Source organism: Desulfamplus magnetovallimortis (assembly GCF_900170035.1).
Lineage (GTDB): Bacteria > Desulfobacterota > Desulfobacteria > Desulfobacterales > Desulfobacteraceae > Desulfamplus > Desulfamplus magnetovallimortis.
In genome coordinates this window covers 41,366-58,311 of the sequence record NZ_LT828545.1, presented here as the reverse complement: position 1 = coordinate 58,311, position 16,946 = coordinate 41,366, and the positions used below count along the sequence as shown (strand labels likewise).

At 42.0% G+C, this 16,946-nt stretch carries 17 protein-coding genes, 1 tRNA gene and 1 pseudogene; 17 read left to right on the top strand and 2 right to left on the bottom strand.

Annotated features, from left to right (window positions below; translation table 11 throughout):
- Positions 1 to 44: 44 nt before the first annotated feature.
- Positions 45 to 120, bottom strand: a tRNA-Asn gene (locus MTBBW1_RS12010).
- Between the two features lie 565 nt (positions 121 to 685).
- Here MTBBW1_RS12010 and MTBBW1_RS12005 point away from each other — a divergent pair.
- The 12 genes from MTBBW1_RS12005 (at position 686) to MTBBW1_RS11955 (ending at position 10,836) form a co-directional block, all read left to right on the top strand.
- Positions 686 to 1,159 carry a hypothetical protein gene (locus tag MTBBW1_RS12005; protein WP_080803951.1) on the top strand — a complete coding sequence of 158 codons (474 nt, stop codon included), beginning with the start codon at positions 686 to 688 and terminating at the stop codon, positions 1,157 to 1,159.
- A 50-nt stretch (positions 1,160 to 1,209) separates the two neighbouring features.
- On the top strand, positions 1,210 to 1,521 hold the full coding sequence (locus MTBBW1_RS12000) for a hypothetical protein (protein WP_080803949.1): 312 nt from the start codon (positions 1,210 to 1,212) through the stop codon (positions 1,519 to 1,521).
- A gap of 139 nt (positions 1,522 to 1,660) precedes the next feature.
- Positions 1,661 to 2,116: a SoxR reducing system RseC family protein gene (locus tag MTBBW1_RS11995; RefSeq protein WP_080803947.1), complete on the top strand. Its 456-nt coding sequence runs from the start codon at positions 1,661 to 1,663 to the stop codon at positions 2,114 to 2,116.
- Positions 2,117 to 2,592: 476 nt separating this feature from the next.
- The gene (locus tag MTBBW1_RS11990) at positions 2,593 to 2,958 is read left to right on the top strand and encodes a cytochrome c3 family protein (protein ID WP_080803945.1); all 366 of its coding nucleotides are present in this window, start codon (positions 2,593 to 2,595) and stop codon (positions 2,956 to 2,958) included.
- 335 nt (positions 2,959 to 3,293) lie between these two features.
- Positions 3,294 to 3,506: a hypothetical protein gene (locus tag MTBBW1_RS29530; protein ID WP_245809359.1), complete on the top strand. Its 213-nt coding sequence runs from the start codon at positions 3,294 to 3,296 to the stop codon at positions 3,504 to 3,506.
- The gene (locus MTBBW1_RS11985; protein ID WP_245809358.1) at positions 3,460 to 4,587 is read left to right on the top strand and encodes a 4Fe-4S dicluster domain-containing protein; all 1,128 of its coding nucleotides are present in this window, start codon (positions 3,460 to 3,462) and stop codon (positions 4,585 to 4,587) included. Before MTBBW1_RS29530 ends, MTBBW1_RS11985 begins: the two co-directional genes overlap by 47 nt.
- Positions 4,580 to 5,548: an RnfABCDGE type electron transport complex subunit D gene (locus MTBBW1_RS11980; protein ID WP_080803942.1), complete on the top strand. Its 969-nt coding sequence runs from the start codon at positions 4,580 to 4,582 to the stop codon at positions 5,546 to 5,548. Before MTBBW1_RS11985 ends, MTBBW1_RS11980 begins: the two co-directional genes overlap by 8 nt.
- The gene (gene rnfG, locus MTBBW1_RS11975; RefSeq protein WP_080803938.1) at positions 5,541 to 6,134 is read left to right on the top strand and encodes an RnfABCDGE type electron transport complex subunit G; all 594 of its coding nucleotides are present in this window, start codon (positions 5,541 to 5,543) and stop codon (positions 6,132 to 6,134) included. Before MTBBW1_RS11980 ends, rnfG begins: the two co-directional genes overlap by 8 nt.
- Before the next feature lie 13 nt (positions 6,135 to 6,147).
- Complete coding sequence (gene rsxE / locus MTBBW1_RS11970; protein WP_080803935.1) at positions 6,148 to 6,741, top strand: electron transport complex subunit RsxE; 594 nt, start codon at positions 6,148 to 6,150, stop codon at positions 6,739 to 6,741.
- A 15-nt stretch (positions 6,742 to 6,756) separates the two neighbouring features.
- Positions 6,757 to 7,332: an electron transport complex subunit RsxA gene (gene rsxA, locus MTBBW1_RS11965; protein WP_080803932.1), complete on the top strand. Its 576-nt coding sequence runs from the start codon at positions 6,757 to 6,759 to the stop codon at positions 7,330 to 7,332.
- A 27-nt stretch (positions 7,333 to 7,359) separates the two neighbouring features.
- Positions 7,360 to 9,450 (top strand): FAD-dependent oxidoreductase, encoded by a 2,091-nt coding sequence (locus MTBBW1_RS11960; RefSeq protein WP_080803929.1) that lies wholly within the window; start codon positions 7,360 to 7,362, stop codon positions 9,448 to 9,450.
- Positions 9,451 to 9,858: 408 nt separating this feature from the next.
- Positions 9,859 to 10,836 carry an FAD:protein FMN transferase gene (locus MTBBW1_RS11955; protein WP_186441236.1) on the top strand — a complete coding sequence of 326 codons (978 nt, stop codon included), beginning with the start codon at positions 9,859 to 9,861 and terminating at the stop codon, positions 10,834 to 10,836.
- Here the strand turns inward: MTBBW1_RS11955 and mnmL are convergent.
- The gene (mnmL, locus tag MTBBW1_RS11950) at positions 10,827 to 11,738 is read right to left on the bottom strand and encodes a tRNA modification radical SAM protein MnmL/YtqA (RefSeq protein ID WP_342743897.1); all 912 of its coding nucleotides are present in this window, start codon (positions 11,736 to 11,738) and stop codon (positions 10,827 to 10,829) included. The genes MTBBW1_RS11955 and mnmL overlap by 10 nt on opposite strands.
- Positions 11,739 to 11,870: 132 nt before the next feature.
- On the opposite strand from mnmL, the pseudogene MTBBW1_RS30190 reads away from it, so the two are divergent.
- From MTBBW1_RS30190 to MTBBW1_RS11930, 5 genes and pseudogenes are all read left to right on the top strand, one after another.
- Positions 11,871 to 13,009, top strand: a pseudogene (locus tag MTBBW1_RS30190) (FAD-dependent oxidoreductase); the annotation flags it as partial.
- A gap of 102 nt (positions 13,010 to 13,111) precedes the next feature.
- On the top strand, positions 13,112 to 13,759 hold the full coding sequence (locus MTBBW1_RS30185) for an MnmG/GidA family protein (RefSeq protein ID WP_342743895.1): 648 nt from the start codon (positions 13,112 to 13,114) through the stop codon (positions 13,757 to 13,759).
- A 656-nt stretch (positions 13,760 to 14,415) separates the two neighbouring features.
- Entirely contained in the window at positions 14,416 to 15,345 is a 930-nt protein-coding gene (locus MTBBW1_RS11940) for a DnaJ C-terminal domain-containing protein (protein ID WP_080803919.1), read from the top strand.
- A 5-nt stretch (positions 15,346 to 15,350) separates the two neighbouring features.
- On the top strand, positions 15,351 to 15,866 hold the full coding sequence (gene hpt, locus MTBBW1_RS11935) for a hypoxanthine phosphoribosyltransferase (protein WP_080803914.1): 516 nt from the start codon (positions 15,351 to 15,353) through the stop codon (positions 15,864 to 15,866).
- A 139-nt stretch (positions 15,867 to 16,005) separates the two neighbouring features.
- Positions 16,006 to 16,946: zinc-ribbon domain-containing protein (locus MTBBW1_RS11930; RefSeq protein ID WP_186441235.1), on the top strand; the 941-nt coding region annotated here is incomplete at its 3' end.

Here is a 16,946-nt window from a genome sequence, read left to right as displayed (position 1 = left end):
TTACAAATAATTTTGTAAGGGGTTTGATAACAAATTATTTTTATTGGCTCCCCAGCACGGACTTGAACCGCGGACCCAGTGGTTAACAGCCACTTGCTCTGCCGACTGAGCTACTGGGGAGCAGATGCTTCACGACTTTCAAAAATGAAAAACTCGGTAAAGACGGAATGCTTATATAGTTTTCCCAAACCCTTGTCAAGGAAAATATTTCAAAAAAATTGACTTTACCTTCTTGCATATATATATTGGGAATATATAACAAGGTTTAATTATACTTGTTAAGGATTTGGTTTCAAACAACCTGTGATTTATTGACTCAAAATCGACACCTTATTGTTTTTTGAGCAGTTATTGAATTTGTCTGAATCAGGATAACCAGGATTTACAGGATGCTCAGGATTTTTATCCTGTAAATCCTGAGCATCCTGGGCATCCTGATTCAGACAGTATTGACAAGGCTCAAAAGCTCATAGGTGTCGCTTTTGAGTAATCTTGGACATCCTGATTCAGACAATGTTGACAAGGCTCAAAAGATCATAGGTGTCGGCTTTGAGTATTGATCTAACCACTTTAAATATACACACAGAAGGTGGATAGATAGGCTTTTTTGAAATCATTCCTGAATTCGCCACATGGGTAACCATAGATAAAAACAAAGCAAACCCAAGGCAAAAAGGAGGATGCAATGAATATAAATAATGTTAACAACTATGCCTCACCAATGCAGTCATCCTATGGCTCAAGAACACAGGAAAATACTCAAGGAGTATCAACACAACGCAATCAGGAAAATGGATCTTCAGGTAACGCATTACAGACACAGGATTCTCAAACATCAAGATCCTTGAACACCCAGGGCGTTGAAGTTAATATTTCCAGCGAAGCAAGAGCTGCTGCCACAGGAGAGCTTCAGTCATCAACACAGGTGCAGGAGACATCTGCGGCTGTAAACTCTTCCGCTGCATCGGACAATTCCCAGGCAACCCAGGATTCAAACAGGGTGCAGGAAAACCGAGACACCCGGCAGATGGAGCAACAGAGACAGAGTCTTCAACAGCAATCAAACTCATTACAAATGTACTCCACTGCACCAACATCACCCTATGCAGCATCACAAGCAGGGGCAGCAAATCGATTCAGTGTTGACCTTATAGCCTGATATCATTCAGGCAAAGCAACAGCAAATGGTTCAGGGAAAGGAGAAGCCCCATGATCTCTGCACTAAATATAACAGGCTCCCGCATTCCATACCAGATGCAAACATTGACTGCAAGTGAACCTGCGTCTTCATCACAGGCAAACGACGGGCCATCCGGAACAGAAAGAAGCAGTGACAGTGTGTCACTCAGCACGCAGGCACGCAAACTGGATCAGGAGAAAGGCGTCCTGAAGAAACAGACAGAACAAAAGCATATTGATGAAATCAGAGAGCTGGACCAGGAATACAGCCGAAAACAGATGAAAATTGAGCAGGAATACAGCCAGAAGATAAATGAGTTAAAAGTCAACCTGTATGCCTAATTTTTTTATAACGTACATGGCGGATTCACGCCACAATCGAAGAGATGAAAGTCGTTTTAAAAACAGCCGATTACTGAGACTTTCATATAAAACGGCCATGGCAGATTAGTCTGCCATAACCATTTTATGGAGAAAAGATATGGTGACTAAAGAAGGGGTAATAACCGGCACCATCGGTGCAAATGCATGGGTGAAAACAGTTAGATCAAAATCATGCGAATCATGTGAGTCCAAAGATTCCTGCCAGGAGGCTTCAAAAGCTCAGGAGATGACCATTCAGCTTGAGAACACCCTTAATGCATCCATCGGAGACCGTGTAATTGTTGGATTTAAAACAGCCCCTCTTCTTAAAATAACATTCCTTCTATATATATTTCCCGTGCTTATGCTTATTGCAGGTGCAGCAACGGGTGATACCTTATCTGCAAAAATCAACACAGACCCCTCCATCACATCTCTGCTTTCAGGCGCTTTGTGTTTTGCGGTTTCATTTGGAGTTATCCGACTCATTAACAACGCCTGGGCAAAGAAAAAAGAGTTTCAACCTTTTCTCATGCGATTCACAAAAAAGAACGAAAACTGCCAGCCCTCCTGAGAAGCAAACCTTTGCACAAATCAGCCATGATCGTTAAATTGCAAATTGATAATGAATAGGTTTTAAATAACGTGACCATTTATATCCATGAACCCGAGTGTTCCGCCCGCTTAGTGTAAATCAAAATGGGAAAGTTATTTCGTTCTCATTCCTAAGCATTCTGACCCAAACAGATTTATCCGTAAAATCAAGTCACATTGACAGGCTGCTCAGCAAACCAATCCACAACAATATATTGAGGCATAACAGACACGACACCACTATCCAATGTGGTATTTTATCTGTCTGCCTTTTTTTTATACCAGGACATTTTCATTAAAATCAATTCAGATTTTTCAAAAACTCTGGATTTTTAACTTGAATATTGTCATTTTCTGAGATAGTAGAGTTAAAGTTTAGCGTTTAGGGTTTAGGGTTTAACCTGTCGTATTAACACTATTAACAGCTTTACCATTTTAAGGATGAGGGCAATAACCATGACCTCGAAAAAAGATTTACAAATCGCTTCTCTGCTCGCAGTTGTACTTTTTATTACTGGTCTTACATGTTATGCAGCATTTCCGCCACCGGCACCAAATGAACCTGTCAGGTTAATGTTTCACAATGCCGCAGGCAAGGTTCTTTTTACCCACGGCGTGCATAACACAGAGTATGATGTTTCCTGCTTGGATTGTCATCACAATATTGAAGATGACGAGATCTATAACTGCAGTGAATGTCACGAGGCCACCGGTGATGAATCAATGCCGGGCAGAACGGACGCATTCCATGCACAGTGTACAGGCTGCCATCAGGATATGGGCGCAGGTCCTGTGGAATGTAATTCATGCCATGCTATCTAACTTTTGACCCTTGACTGCCAACAAGAGCCATCCAAAATGTTGTGCCCATAAAGAAATCAGACTCTATCGCAAGTTGTGATAGAGAAGAGATCAAATCATATAGGGAAAAAGGTTTGCTTAAAAAACCCCCTAACTGGAATTGATAAGTTACCAGACAGTAACGGCTGTCATTGTTCGGCCTCTGTCATAAAATCGTGAAAGAGTTTTCGCGGTACAAAATTTTTTATCAAAGACCATGATAACTACGGCATGCATTGCTGATGCAACTCAAGTTTCAGGCAATATCGTCAAAATAAAGACATGGATCACCCAATTTCACCAGATAAAGGTTTGTTATGATTAAGAGATCATTTATCGGATTAACTGAACCAAAGCTCAAATGCGACCTTGTTGAATCAGGTCCAAAAGAGCCGGAGGCCATTCCAGTACCACCCAGGATGATTCTACTGCTGAACGAACCATTGGACAGCACCAGAGAATCCCTTGTAAAAAAAAGGTGCGGTGGTCAAAAAGGGAGACAGACTCTTTCTCTACAAAGAAAGCAGTGAGTATGTTACAATGCCTGTTTCCGGAACCATCACAAACATCTCTCCTGTAACAGGAAATACAGGCGAGGCCGTTACCTGTCTGACCCTGGAAACAAACACAAACCAGGAAGGCGACAATGAATTTGCCGGATATGCAGATACTCCGGATATCGCAAGTGCGGCAGAATATCTACAGGGCATCCCAGGCAACCCACCTTTGAAACTGCTTGCCGATCCAGGATGCAGGGTCACAAAAATTATTATCAATGCCGTTGATGCTGATCTTGTTTCAACAACCCAACAGTTTGTTATGACAAGATTCAGAGATAATATTGGCAAAGGAGTTGACCTTCTCAAACGCCTGACAGGTATTCAGGATATTATGATTGCCCTGCCTGAAAGCATGTCAAAACTTGGGGCATTCGGAGGAATGAACCTCATAAAGATATCCTGTGACTATACTGACTCTTTGCCTGAAATAATTATTCAAAAGCATCTGGGGATTTTCAAGGCACCTCGCAAATCATTTGAGGATACAGGAATCTGTTTTCTTTCAGCCGAGGCTGTTTTTGCACTTGTTGACTCCTATGACCGCAAAGAACCTGTTTATGAAAAGTTCATTGGTGTAACAGATAAAAATGGTAACACCACAAGGGTAAAAGCAACCATAGGAACCCCGATTCACAGAATTTTAACCCAGCTTGGTATTGAGGCAGTTGAAAAAGACAGGGTAATTATAGGCGGCCCTCTAAGGGGAATCTCTGCTTATACCCTTTATCACCCTGTATTGCCGGATATGGACACAATCATTATCCAGGCAAGCAGCGAGATACCGGTAATCTCCGACTATCCATGTATCAACTGCGGTAACTGCATAAGGATATGTCCTGCCAATGTTCCTGTAAACCTGCTTGTTCGCTACCTTGAAGCCAATCTTTATCAGGATGCTGCTGATAGTTGCGACATGCTTTCCTGTATTGAGTGCGGCCTCTGCAGCTATGTATGCAGAGCAAACATCCCAATATTCCAGTATATCCGTCTTGGGAAACGGGAACTTATAAAGCTGGAATCAGAGATTGAAACGGAGGCTGAAAATGCATAAGCAGAACAAATTCACAGTATCCCATGCCCCGTTCTGGCACGATGGAAGCAGCATCAAATGCATGAACCTCAATATAATGGCGGCTGCCCTTCCTGCAGTTCTTTTCGGGATTTTTCAGTTCGGCATGCCTGCTCTTGGTGTTATATGTCTCTCCATCTCAACTGCCATGGCCTGGGAAGCACTTTTTAACTTTATTTCAAAACGTCCTATAACCCTGAATGACTACAATGCAGGGGTCATAGGCATGCTTCTGGGCATGATGTTTCCTGCAACAATCCCATGGTGGGCGGTCATCATCGGTACATTCGTTGCCGTTGTTGTTGGTCAGCAGGTTTTTGGAGGAATTGGCGGCAATCCCTTCAGCCCTGCTGTTATCGGTGCCACAATACTGATGGTTTCATGGCACACCTTTTTTGACTTTGATGCAACCCTTCTCAGTTATGATTTCAATTTTACTGCCCTTGCCCCCCTTGCTGCCCTGAAACATCAGGGAGTCTCAGCCACGGGACTTTTCAACCTATCAGATCTTGTGATCGGAAAAGAGGTTGGTGCAATTGGAGCTGTATCTGGAATAGGGATCATCTTAGGCGGGATATACCTTATACTGCGCGGATTCATCAGATGGGAAATTTCCGTTTCATACATTGCAGGTATTCTTGTAACAGCAGGACTATTTAACATGGTTGACCCGGGAAAATATGCTGAACCCATGTTTCATCTTTTTACAGGATATACGCTTCTCGGCGCATTTTTTCTTGCCACAGACTCTTCATCATCCCCGGTACACACCATTCCCATGTTTATATATGGAGCCATGGGAGGCTTGATGACCATTCTGATCAGAAACATCGGTGCCTATCCTGATGGTACGTTCTTTGCTATCCTGCTGATTAATCTTATTAATCCGCTAATTGACAACATAAGGCCAAAAGCGTTGGGAAAGGGTGTGAACAATGCGTGAAATGATAAGCATGGTTGTTGTTCTGACAGTCCTGAGCGCCTTTTCAGGAGGCATGCTGGCTGCTGTCAAAACAGGAACCAACGATAAAATTGAAAATCAGGTACTCAAATTCCAGAAAGCACCTGCCATCAAACTCATCCTGAGTGATGTATCAAACGATCCTCTTCAGGACAGATTCAAAATCATGGACCAGGAAGAAGAGGTCACTTTTTTTGTTGGCAAATATGATGGCACCCCCAAAGCTATCACCTTTGAGACAAAAGGTAAGGGCTTTGGTGGAGATATCGGTCTCATGGTGGGTGTAAATATTGAGTCGGACGAGATTATTGGCGTTGCAGTTACAACTCACAGTGAAACCCCGGGCCTTGGCTCCAGAGCCAAAGACGATCCAAAGTTTGTCTCCCAGTTTGCCGGAAAGACAATGGATAAAAACCTCGGGATAAAGAAAAGCGGCGGAGAGATAGATGCAATGTCCGGAGCGACCATCACATCGGTTGGGGTTTGCCTTGCGGCTCAGAAGGCCCAGGAGTTATATACCCGCCTAAAACCAGAGATTGAAAAACAGACCGCACAGATGGCCAATTAGGAGATATTATATTATGGCACAATCCATAGTTAAAGAGTTTACCAAGGGACTTTGGGCAGAAGTTCCCCCGTTTCGCCTGGTTCTGGGTCTCTGTCCTGTTCTTGCGGTAACAAAATCTGTTGAAAACGGGATTGGAATGGGTATTGCAACTACCTTTGTACTTGTCTGTTCCAACTTTCTTGTTTCACTTCTAAGAGATATCATACCAGCTAAAGTCAGGATTGCCTGTTTTATTGTTATAATAGCGACCTTTGTAACGGTCGTTGAACTTATGATGCAGGCATATACCTATCCTCTATTCCTGAAACTTGGTATATTTATTCCCCTGATCGTTGTTAACTGCATTGTTCTTGGCCGTGCAGAAGCATTTGCCAGCAAAAATCCTCCCCACATGGCAATCGCCGATGGCCTTGGCATGGGCATAGGTTTTACATTATCCCTGGGAGCCCTTGGAGCTGTTCGGGAGTGTCTTGGAGACGGTACCATTCTGGGCAATCCGGTTTTTGGACCTGACTTTCAGCCTTTTACTTTCATGGTTGAAGCACCAGGTGCCTTTGTATGTCTTGGACTGCTGCTGTGTTTAATGAACCTTATCGGTAAGAAATAAAAGGAGACTACTTAAATGGGTGACTATTTCGTTCTTGCCATAAGCTGCATTTTTGTCAATAACATTCTCCTGGCGCAGTTTCTTGGCAACTGCCCATTTCTCGGCACTTCCAAAAAGATGGAAACTGCCACAGGAATGGCAATGGCTGTTGTTTTTGTTCTTGTCATGGCCGGTATCATTACATGGATCACAGATACATACCTTCTGAAACCCCTTGACATAGAGTTTCTTCGAACCCTCTCATTTATTCTGATCATTGCATCACTTGTTCAGTTTGTTGAGATGTTCCTTAAAAAAAGCATTCCAGCCCTTTATGCTGGCCTTGGTATTTTTCTTCCTCTCATTACAACCAACTGTGCTGTAATGGGTGTCTGCCTTATCAACATAAACGAAGAATATACATTTATGCAGTCCCTTGTATCCTCTTTCAGCTATGCTGTTGGATTCGGCCTTGCCCTGATCCTGTTTGCAGGCATAAGAGAGAGGATAAATATTGCAAGAGTGCCAAAACCTCTCCAGGATACATCCATAGGTCTTGTAACCGCCGGAATGATTGCACTCTCGTTTTTTGCATTTAAAGGGATGGTTTAAACTACAATCCAAGATCATGAGGTTATTATGACGGAAGCGCTACTATTTATGCTGGGCATAGGCGGTGTATGCGGCCTTGTCCTCAGCTATGCGTCCAAAATATTCTATGTCTATGAAGATCCCAGGATCGCCATGATTGAAAACAACCTTGCAGGGGCAAACTGTGGTGGATGCGGCTATGCCGGTTGCAGTTCTGCTGCCCAGGCTGTTGTTGAAGGCAAGGCATCTCCCAGTGTATGTGTCATTTCAAGCTCTGAAGGTATTGCAAAAGTTGCAGAGATAATGGGCATGGATCCCGGAAGTGCATCACCCAGGGTTGCCAACAATACCTGCGATGGCGGAAAAAGGGCTAATACAAAATACCACTACCTTGGAGTGAACTCCTGCAAGGCACTTTCAGGTTTTTTCGGAGGCCAGCGAGAGTGCGGTGTAGGCTGTCTTGGCCTTGGTGATTGCATAAAAGCATGTAATTTTGGTGCCATTGATATGGGGCCAGATGGTTTTCCTGTTGTGGATGAAACCATGTGCGTAGGCTGTGGTGCCTGTGAAAATGCCTGTCCAAAAAATATTTTACAGGTAAAGACAATGTCTGAAAGGCTGCTTGATTTCAACCAGGAAGATGGAGCACTTGCACCATGTTCCCAGAGATGTCCTGCTGAAATCAATATCCCCAAATATATAAGTGAGATCAAAAAGGGTGACTACAAAGCTGCCGTACAGACCATTCGTATGAGAAATCCGCTTCTTCTCTCATGCGGAAGGGTCTGCCCACATCCATGTGAGGATCTATGCAGAAGAGGCATTGAAGATGAACCTGTATCCATCAATCAGCTTAAACGCTTTGCTGCTGATTACGAGATGAAATCTGGCACAAGGGTTCCCATCACATGTGCACCTGATAATGGCAGAAAAGTTGCTGTAATCGGCGGTGGTCCTGCCGGTTTGAGCTGCGCATATTTTCTGAGACGTGTTGGATATCAGGTCACAATTTTTGAAGCCATGCCAAAACTTGGAGGAATTATCCGCTACGGAATTCCTGAATACCGTCTTCCCAAAAAAGTACTTGACTGGGAAATTGAAGGGATTACAAGGCTTGGCATTGAAACCCGTACCAACGTAAGATTTGGAAGCGATTTTGGTTTAGGCTCACTTGTCACAGCAGGCTATGAAGCAATATTTATGGGTATTGGAGCCTGGAAAGACTACTCACTTGGTATTCCAGGAGACCACCTTGAAGGATGCTATAACGGAATCAACTTCCTTTCCCGCTCTGCAATGGGAGAAAAACTGCCTCTTGGGAAAAAAGCATGTGTAATCGGCGGTGGTAACACTGCTGTTGATTGCGCAAGAACCATGCTGCGGCTTGGCCTTGAAAAGGTTTACATGGTATATCGCCGTACACGTAAAGAGATGCCTGCAAATGAAGTTGAAATTGTAGCATCTGAACATGAAGGCATTGACTTTGTTTTTCTTGCTGCACCTTCAAAGGTTATCGGCAATGAAGATGGCCATGTAACTCACCTTGAGTACCTTAAAATGGAACTTGGTGAGCCTGATGCAAGTGGCAGAAGAAGACCTGTTCCTGTTGAAGGTTCTGAAACCCTTCTTGAAGTTGACACCATTGTAACTGCCATTGGTCAATCACCAGATGCAAGTTTCAAGGAAGAGACCTCAAGACGAATCTCAGAACTTGCCCTGACAAGGTGGAGTACCATTGACAATGACCCGACAACCCTCCAGTCAACATCCATCCCCTATATTTTTACAGGTGGGGACTCTGCAACAGGCCCTGCTCTTGTTGTTGATGCAATTGGAGCAGGCAGAAGGGCTGCCAGATCCATTGATCTTTTCCTCAAGGGTGAAAAAATTGCTCCTGTGGAAAAATCTCTCCAGGGTAAAAGGATTGAAGAGTCTGTATTTACAACCGTTCCTGGTATAACACCGATAAAACGGGCAGAGATGCCTGAGCTTCCTGTCAATGAACGTATCCGATCTTTTGTAGAAGTGGATCAGGTACTTCCGGAAGACCAGGCTCTTAAAGAGGCAAACCGTTGCCTTAACTGCTGCAGGACATGCTACAATCCGGACAATTCCATAAAGGAATCATACAACGCATAAAGATCTTTGTGGCAGCAATGCCCTGACGGGCACACCAAAAAAATGAAACATCTTTGAAGGGGGCATGATATTTATTTTTCATGTCCCTTTTTTTTGATAACATACAGGCGGATGATCACCACAACCTAACCTGGACAAGCCAGAGCCAAAGAGGTTCTCTGATTCTCTTGCCAAAAGAACACTAAAATCAGAAATAAGAATCAAATATATTAAAATCTTTAAATGTCAGCATGTTATGGAGATTTTCAAATAAACACCATGAAACACACCATAAAAAAATCATTTAAAATTTGTTTCATATCATTAGCAATTTGCTTAATATCAATTAATTTATGCATACTCACACCCTCATCCATAGTATCTGCCCAACCCCAAAAGACTTCTGTTGAAATCTTTTCAGGAAAAACAATGGGTACAACCTACCACATAAAAGTGGTTATACCCATTGCTGACACAAATGGTTACCTACCATCCCACATAAAAGCCAAAAAAGAGATAAAAGAGGGCATTGACGCGAAATTAAAAGCGGTAAACCAGAGCATGTCTGTCTATTCTAAGTCAAGTGAAATATCTGCTTTCAATAAAGCATCAAAAAATGAAATTACAGAAATATCCCGAGATTTTGCATATGTAATGAGTATTGGAGAGAGACTTTACACAATAACAAATGGTGCATGGGATGCAACCCTAAAACCCCTTGTTGATCTATGGGGCTTTGGAACAGAACGGCAGCTAAAACGCCTCCCCTCCCCTGAGACAGTAAAAGAGCGCCTTTCGCACACAGGATTTAATCATATTTCTTTATCAGGCAATAAAAACCAGATGACTTCTGGCCCAATTCTTGAAAAAAAGCTTGACGGGATAACCCTTGACCTTGGTTCCATTGCCAAGGGATTTGGAGTTGATGCAGTTAGTGAAATGTTAATAAAAAATGGGTATGAAAACTTTCTTGTGGAAATTGGAGGAGAAGTTGCTGCACACGGAGTAAAAAAGCCTTCCACCCCATGGATGGTTGGGGTAACAAGACCTGACAAAGGGGGGAACCCCAACGCAATCTACGCATCATTTGAACTTAAAAACAGAGCCCTTGCCACAAGCGGAGATTACAGAAACTTTATTGAACTTGAAGGAAAAACCTACTCCCATATAATCAATCCCGTAACCGGCTATCCTGTGTCCAACGGCGTTGTAAGTGCTTCTGTTATTTCCGATAACTGCACATTTGCCGATGGCCTTGCAACAGCCCTTATGGTAATGGGAGCTGAAAAAGGGGTAGAGCTTGTAAATAGCATTGAAGGAACGGAATGTCTTATTGTAACAAGAGATACCAATGGCAAACTTAAGGATCACATCTCAAAGGAGTTTCCAGGCTCAAATCAAAAATAATCACCCTGGCGGATATCCCTTTCTTCAAGACGATCCTGTATCATGTTATAGACAAGGTGATAATCAAGCGCCCACAAAGGCGCTGCCAGCTCATCTGCATGGGGGTCACCTGTTATTCTCTGAATAATAACTTTTTCTGGCAGATGTGCAATAAAATCACATACAAGCTCCACATATTCATTCATAGAGAGACATTTATAAGAACCATTTTTGTACATTTGTTCAAGTAGCGTTCCCTTTACAACATACAAAAGATGAAGTTTAACACCATCTATTCCAAGCTCTCCAATCCTGCGGGCTGTCTCCATCATCATACTGCGGTTTTCACCAGGAAGCCCCAAAATAATATGAGCACATATGTTAATATTATACTTTTTGGCAAGGTTGACAGCATTAACAACAGATGCAAAATCATGCCCTCTGTTGATCCGCTCAAGGGTAGCATCGTGGATTGACTGGACTCCGTACTCCAGCCACACCAGATATTCGGGAGTATAAGAGGCTATAAGCTCAATCTTTTCTTCATCAATGCAGTCAGGGCGAGTTCCTATGGCCATTCCCACAACCCCTTCAACTGTAAGAGCCTCATCATACATGGATTTCATATGTTTACAGGAGGTATATGTATTGGTATAGGATTGAAAATAGACCAGAAATTTTTTTGCCTTGTAGCGCCTCATCATTGCCTTGCGCCCCTGTTCAATCTGGTCAGTTATGGAAAATCCTTTTTCCCAAAGGCCATTTCCGGAACCACGACTATTGCAATATATACACCCTCCGCTTGAGACCCTTCCATCACGGTTGGGACATCCAAGCCCCGTATCAACAGTAATCTTTTGAACACGTTCCCCAAAACAGGATCGCAAATAGGAGTTAAAATCATAATATCTTTTTTCTTTCAAATCTTTAATTTTCTCCCTTGAATTGCACGTTCCCTTGACCGTCATTACAGCTTCTTTTTGATATGGCCTGCTTTCCATGATACAAAAATATTAAGCTCTTCTTGACCGGAATGATAAGCAGATATATAGTAAATGCCCATGAAATTCTACAAAAAAAAATATGATATAATTGTTGTCGGTGCAGGACATGCAGGATGTGAAGCAGCCCTTGCTGCATCAAGAATGGGTTGTTCGGTTCTCCTTGTGACCATTGACCTTGACAAAACAGCATCCATGCCATGCAGTCCATCCATTGGAGGCATGGCAAAGGGACAGCTTGTTAAGGAGATAGACGCACTTGGTGGCATGATGGCAAAAGCATCTGATGCATCAGCCATTCAGTACCATACACTGAATACCCGTAAAGGGCCTGCTGTACACTCCACACGCACACAAAACGATAAAATTAAATATCACATGGTCATGAAATCTGCACTGGAAAACGCTCCTTGTCTTGAAATCAAACAGACAATGATTGAAGATATTGTTGTTGAAGATAACAAAATAAAAGGTGTAATTGAAAGAAGCGGTCTTGGTTTTGAATCAGAAGCAGTGATACTTGCCACCGGAACATTTCTTAAAGGAACAGTACATATAGGAGACAGAGCATTTGAAGCAGGGCGTGCAGGGGAATTTTCCTCAATTGCCCTTGCAGAATCCCTTAAAAAATATGGTTTTCAGCTTGGCAGAATGAAAACCGGAACTCCACCGAGGCTGCACAGACAATCCATTGACTTTTCAAAATTTACCCGCCAGGATTCAGATACTGAACCAACGTTTTTCTCTTTTTCAACCCAATCTCTATCCAACCCAATGCTTCCAAGCTATATGGGGCATACCACCCCACAACTCCACGATTTTGTACGAAAACATCTTCAATACTCCGCCCTTTACGGTGGTCATATTCACGGACGTTCAGCAAGATATTGTCCTTCCTTTGAAGACAAGATCGTTAAATTTCCTGAAAGGGAAAGTCACCAGGTCATTCTGGAGCACGAAGGAATTGAGACAGAAGAGATATACGCAAGCGGCCTTGGCAACAGCCTGCCTTGGGAAATACAGGCAGAACTTGTACGTATGGTACCGGGCCTTGAACAGGCTGAAATAATAAGACCTGCCTATGCAATTGAATATGACTACCTCAACCCCCAACAGCTCACATTCTGCCTTGAAACAAAAAAATAGAAGGACTTTTTCTTGCAGGCCAGATAAACGGTACATCGGGATATGAAGAGGCAGCAGCACAGGGGCTATGGGCAGGAATCAATGCCGCATGTAAAATCCAGAAAAAACCACAATTTATTCTGGATCGTTCCCAGGCATATATGGGAGTTATGATTGATGATCTTGTAACCAGAGGCACCGAAGAGCCCTACCGAATGTTCACATCCAGAGCAGAATACAGACTGATGTTAAGAGAGGATAATGCTGATTTAAGACTTGTGGAAAAAGCCCACTCTTTAGGTCTTGTAAAGGATGAAACACTTGCAAAAACAAAGCTTCTTGAAGCTGATATACAAAAAGAGATTAAAAGACTAAGGGAATATACAGTCAAGCCTTCAAAAGAGGTTAACACCTACCTTGAAGCTTCGGGCACGCCACCTATTACAACCGGCATCAAGCTGGATCAACTCCTGAAAAGGGCACAACTAAATTACTCAGCGGTAGATACTCTCTTCCCTGATACTTCTCCTGTTTCACCAAGGGTCAAAAAACAGGTGGAAATCGAAATCAAATATGAAGGCTATATTGCCCGTCAACACAGGGAAATAAAAAAATTCAGGGATATGGAAGTTGTAAAAATACCCAAGGATATGGATTACACAACCCTTAATGGTCTTTCAAACGAGATAAGGGAAAAACTTATATCCATAATGCCCGAATCCCTTGGACAGGCATCAAGAATAGACGGCATGACTCCGGCTGCAATATCAATAATTATGATCGGCATCACTGCACTAAGAAAAGCAGGAGCGAATTGACACATATCCAGACAATAAATTTATGCCTTTCAATTTACCGTGAAAATAATTATTATTTTTATACTTGGGGGTGATTGATACATAATCAATCATGCCCGTTTACTCATTATTCAACAGATGATGGTCTTATAAAAAGTCCTCAACACAGAAGTGGCTATTAATAATTTCAGTGGGTTATTTCAGTGGGTTATGAGTAAAATATTCTCGAAATCTGACTTTTTACAGGCTCATCAACACATATTTTGCCCATCTTGACAGTAAATAAATTCAGTTTATTTTTATATTCAAAAACAAACTGAACAAATCTTGCATGGTGTTTTCTATATGAAAGTGTCCGTAACAGCCTGTTTTAAAAACGACTTTCATTCCTTTGATTGTGGCGGTAATGCCGCCATGGCCGTTTATATGAAAGTCTCAATGAATAGCTGTTTTTAAAACGACTTTCATCTCTTCGATTGTGGCGGGCATCCGCCATGTACGTTTATATGAAAGTCTCAGTAAGTGGCTGTTTTTAAAACGACTTTCATCTCTTCGATTGTGGCGGTAATGCCGCCATGGCCGTTATATGAAAGTCTCGGTAACAGGCTGTTTTAAAATGACTTTCAACATTTAGATTGTGGCGGTGATCCGCCACGTTGGTTATAAAGGATAAAAAAATGGCTGGAACAGATTACTACAAAATTCTTGGGGTTGAAAAAAACGCCACTCCTTCTGAAATAAAAAAAGCATACCATAAACTTGCGCTCAAATATCATCCTGACAAAAACAAGGATGATAAAAATGCTGAAGCAAAATTCAAGGAGATAAGCGAAGCTTATGCTGTTTTAAGTGATAAGGAAAAACGCAATCAGTATGACACATATGGCTCTGCTGATTTTCAGCAACGCTTCAGCCAGGAAGATATTTTCAGAAATTTTGATCTGGGTGATATTTTAAAAGAATTTGGATTTGGTCAAAATTTTGGCGGAGCCTCATTTGGAAGAGGTTTTTCAGGAAACGCCTTTACAGGTGGAACGGGAGGTAACCCATTTGGAAATATGAACAGCAGCTCCCGAAGACAGGTAAAAGGAAACGATCTTGAATATGAACTGCACCTTACCCTTGAAGAGATCATCAATGGCTGCAAAAAAACTGTAACCGTAAACCACGCCGGCAATACAGACACACTATCGGTGAACATACCCAAAGGAATGGTTTCAGGCAAAAAAATACGTGTTCCTGGAAAAGGAGAGGTAAGCCCCTATGGAGGCCCAAGAGGCAACCTTTTTATCAAATCAAATATTATTAACCATCCAGAATTTATGATAGAAGGGAATGACATTACAACAATAAAGGAGATAAAACTTTCCGAAGCGTTACTTGGAACCAAAATTGATATTAAAACCCCTGCCGGAAAAATAATGAATCTCAATATTCCACCAGGAACAAAACACAAAGGAAAGCTGAGGATATCCCAACATGGTATTCCTTTTATGAATGGCAATGGATGTGGTCATCTGTTTGTGATGATTCACATAAACTTTCCAAAAGAACTTACTGATCAACAAAAAAAACTTGTTGAAAAACTTGCGGAAACAGGACTATAAAGAATATGACAAATTTGATTCCCATAATCTCTCAAAAGGAGATCCATGACCGTGTAACCGATATTGCTCACCGGATTTCAAGTGATTATAAAAACAAGGACTTTGTACTGATCGGCATATTGAAGGGATCTTTTATATTTCTGTCGGATCTTACACGGGCGATTACCATTGACCATGAAATTGATCTTGTTGGCACATCAAGCTACAGCGGAACAGAAACCACCGGCATAATTGAATTTACCAAAAAAGTCGATCTGCAGCTTGAAGGCAGGCATATTATTCTTGTCGAAGATATTGTAGATACGGGCAGAACACTTGCTGCCCTTATCAACTATTTCAGATCACTCAACCCAGCTTCAATAAAAATATGCACACTTATAAATAAGAATGAACGACGAGAATTGACGGTTGCTGTAGATTATGCATGTTTTACCATTGAAAAAGGCTTCATTGTAGGATATGGTCTTGATTATAATGAAAAATACAGAAATCTTCCTGCCATATTTGATTTACAATTTTAAGTACATAAGTGCCTGACACAACCTGTTTTTTTGTTTTTCCTGAAAAAAACTGAAAGAGAACTAATGATCAGGCGCTAAAACATAAACTTTTCTGCACAAAAAAGGTTTCTGCCTGAACACCATTTAAGAGGGGAGGCTTATGATTATCACCTGTAAAGAATGCTCAACAAAATTCAACCTTGATGAATCCATTCTAAAAAAAGAGGGATCCAAAGTCCGCTGCACCATTTGCAAGCATGTATTTACAGCTTACCCTCCTTCCCGCAAAGATTTAGATAGTGCGTCATCTCTTTCAGCAGTTACGACTCCACCGGAAAAAGCCGACACTCCAAAGCATCATGAAAAACATGACGATTCCCATTCAGAGACACAAACACCTGCCACACTACCTGAGTCCCAGACCGATTCTAAAACCCAAACTGCAAATGAGCTTCAATTTGAAGATAACATTGAGATTGATGAAGTGTCTGATCTTTCAAAAAACGTTAAGGCAACTCCAAAAGCCCCTTCTGATGCCCCTATAAACTTTGATAAACCGGAACATGAATTGAATCTTGAGGATGAACTCGCCCTTGACACAAAAGGCGATACTTCATTGCCCGACAAAGATGATATGGTAATGGATATATCCCTTGAAGATGAACTAAAAATTGACAGTGACTCAACAAAACTCTCAGACGACGATGATGATATAGATTATGACATTAATCTTGATTTTTCTCTTGATGATGAAGATGGCGGGTCACTACCGGAGCCTTCGACTTCCGGAACTACTCCTGAGCTTGAACTTGATTTCAAAATAGAAGATGAAATACCAGATATAAATGCCCCTGAATCTCCCGATGCACCAAATCTTGAACTTGACCTTTCTCTTGATGATGACACATCACAAAAGCCATCTACTAAATCAACTGAACCTGACATTAGCTTTGATGAGGGTGATGAGTTAGAACTTGATCTATCTCTTGGAGATGACACATCACAAAAGTCATCTGCTAAATCAAATGAACCTGACATTAGCTTTGATGAGGGTGATGAACTTGAGCTTGATTTCTCACTTGATGATGACACATCACAAAA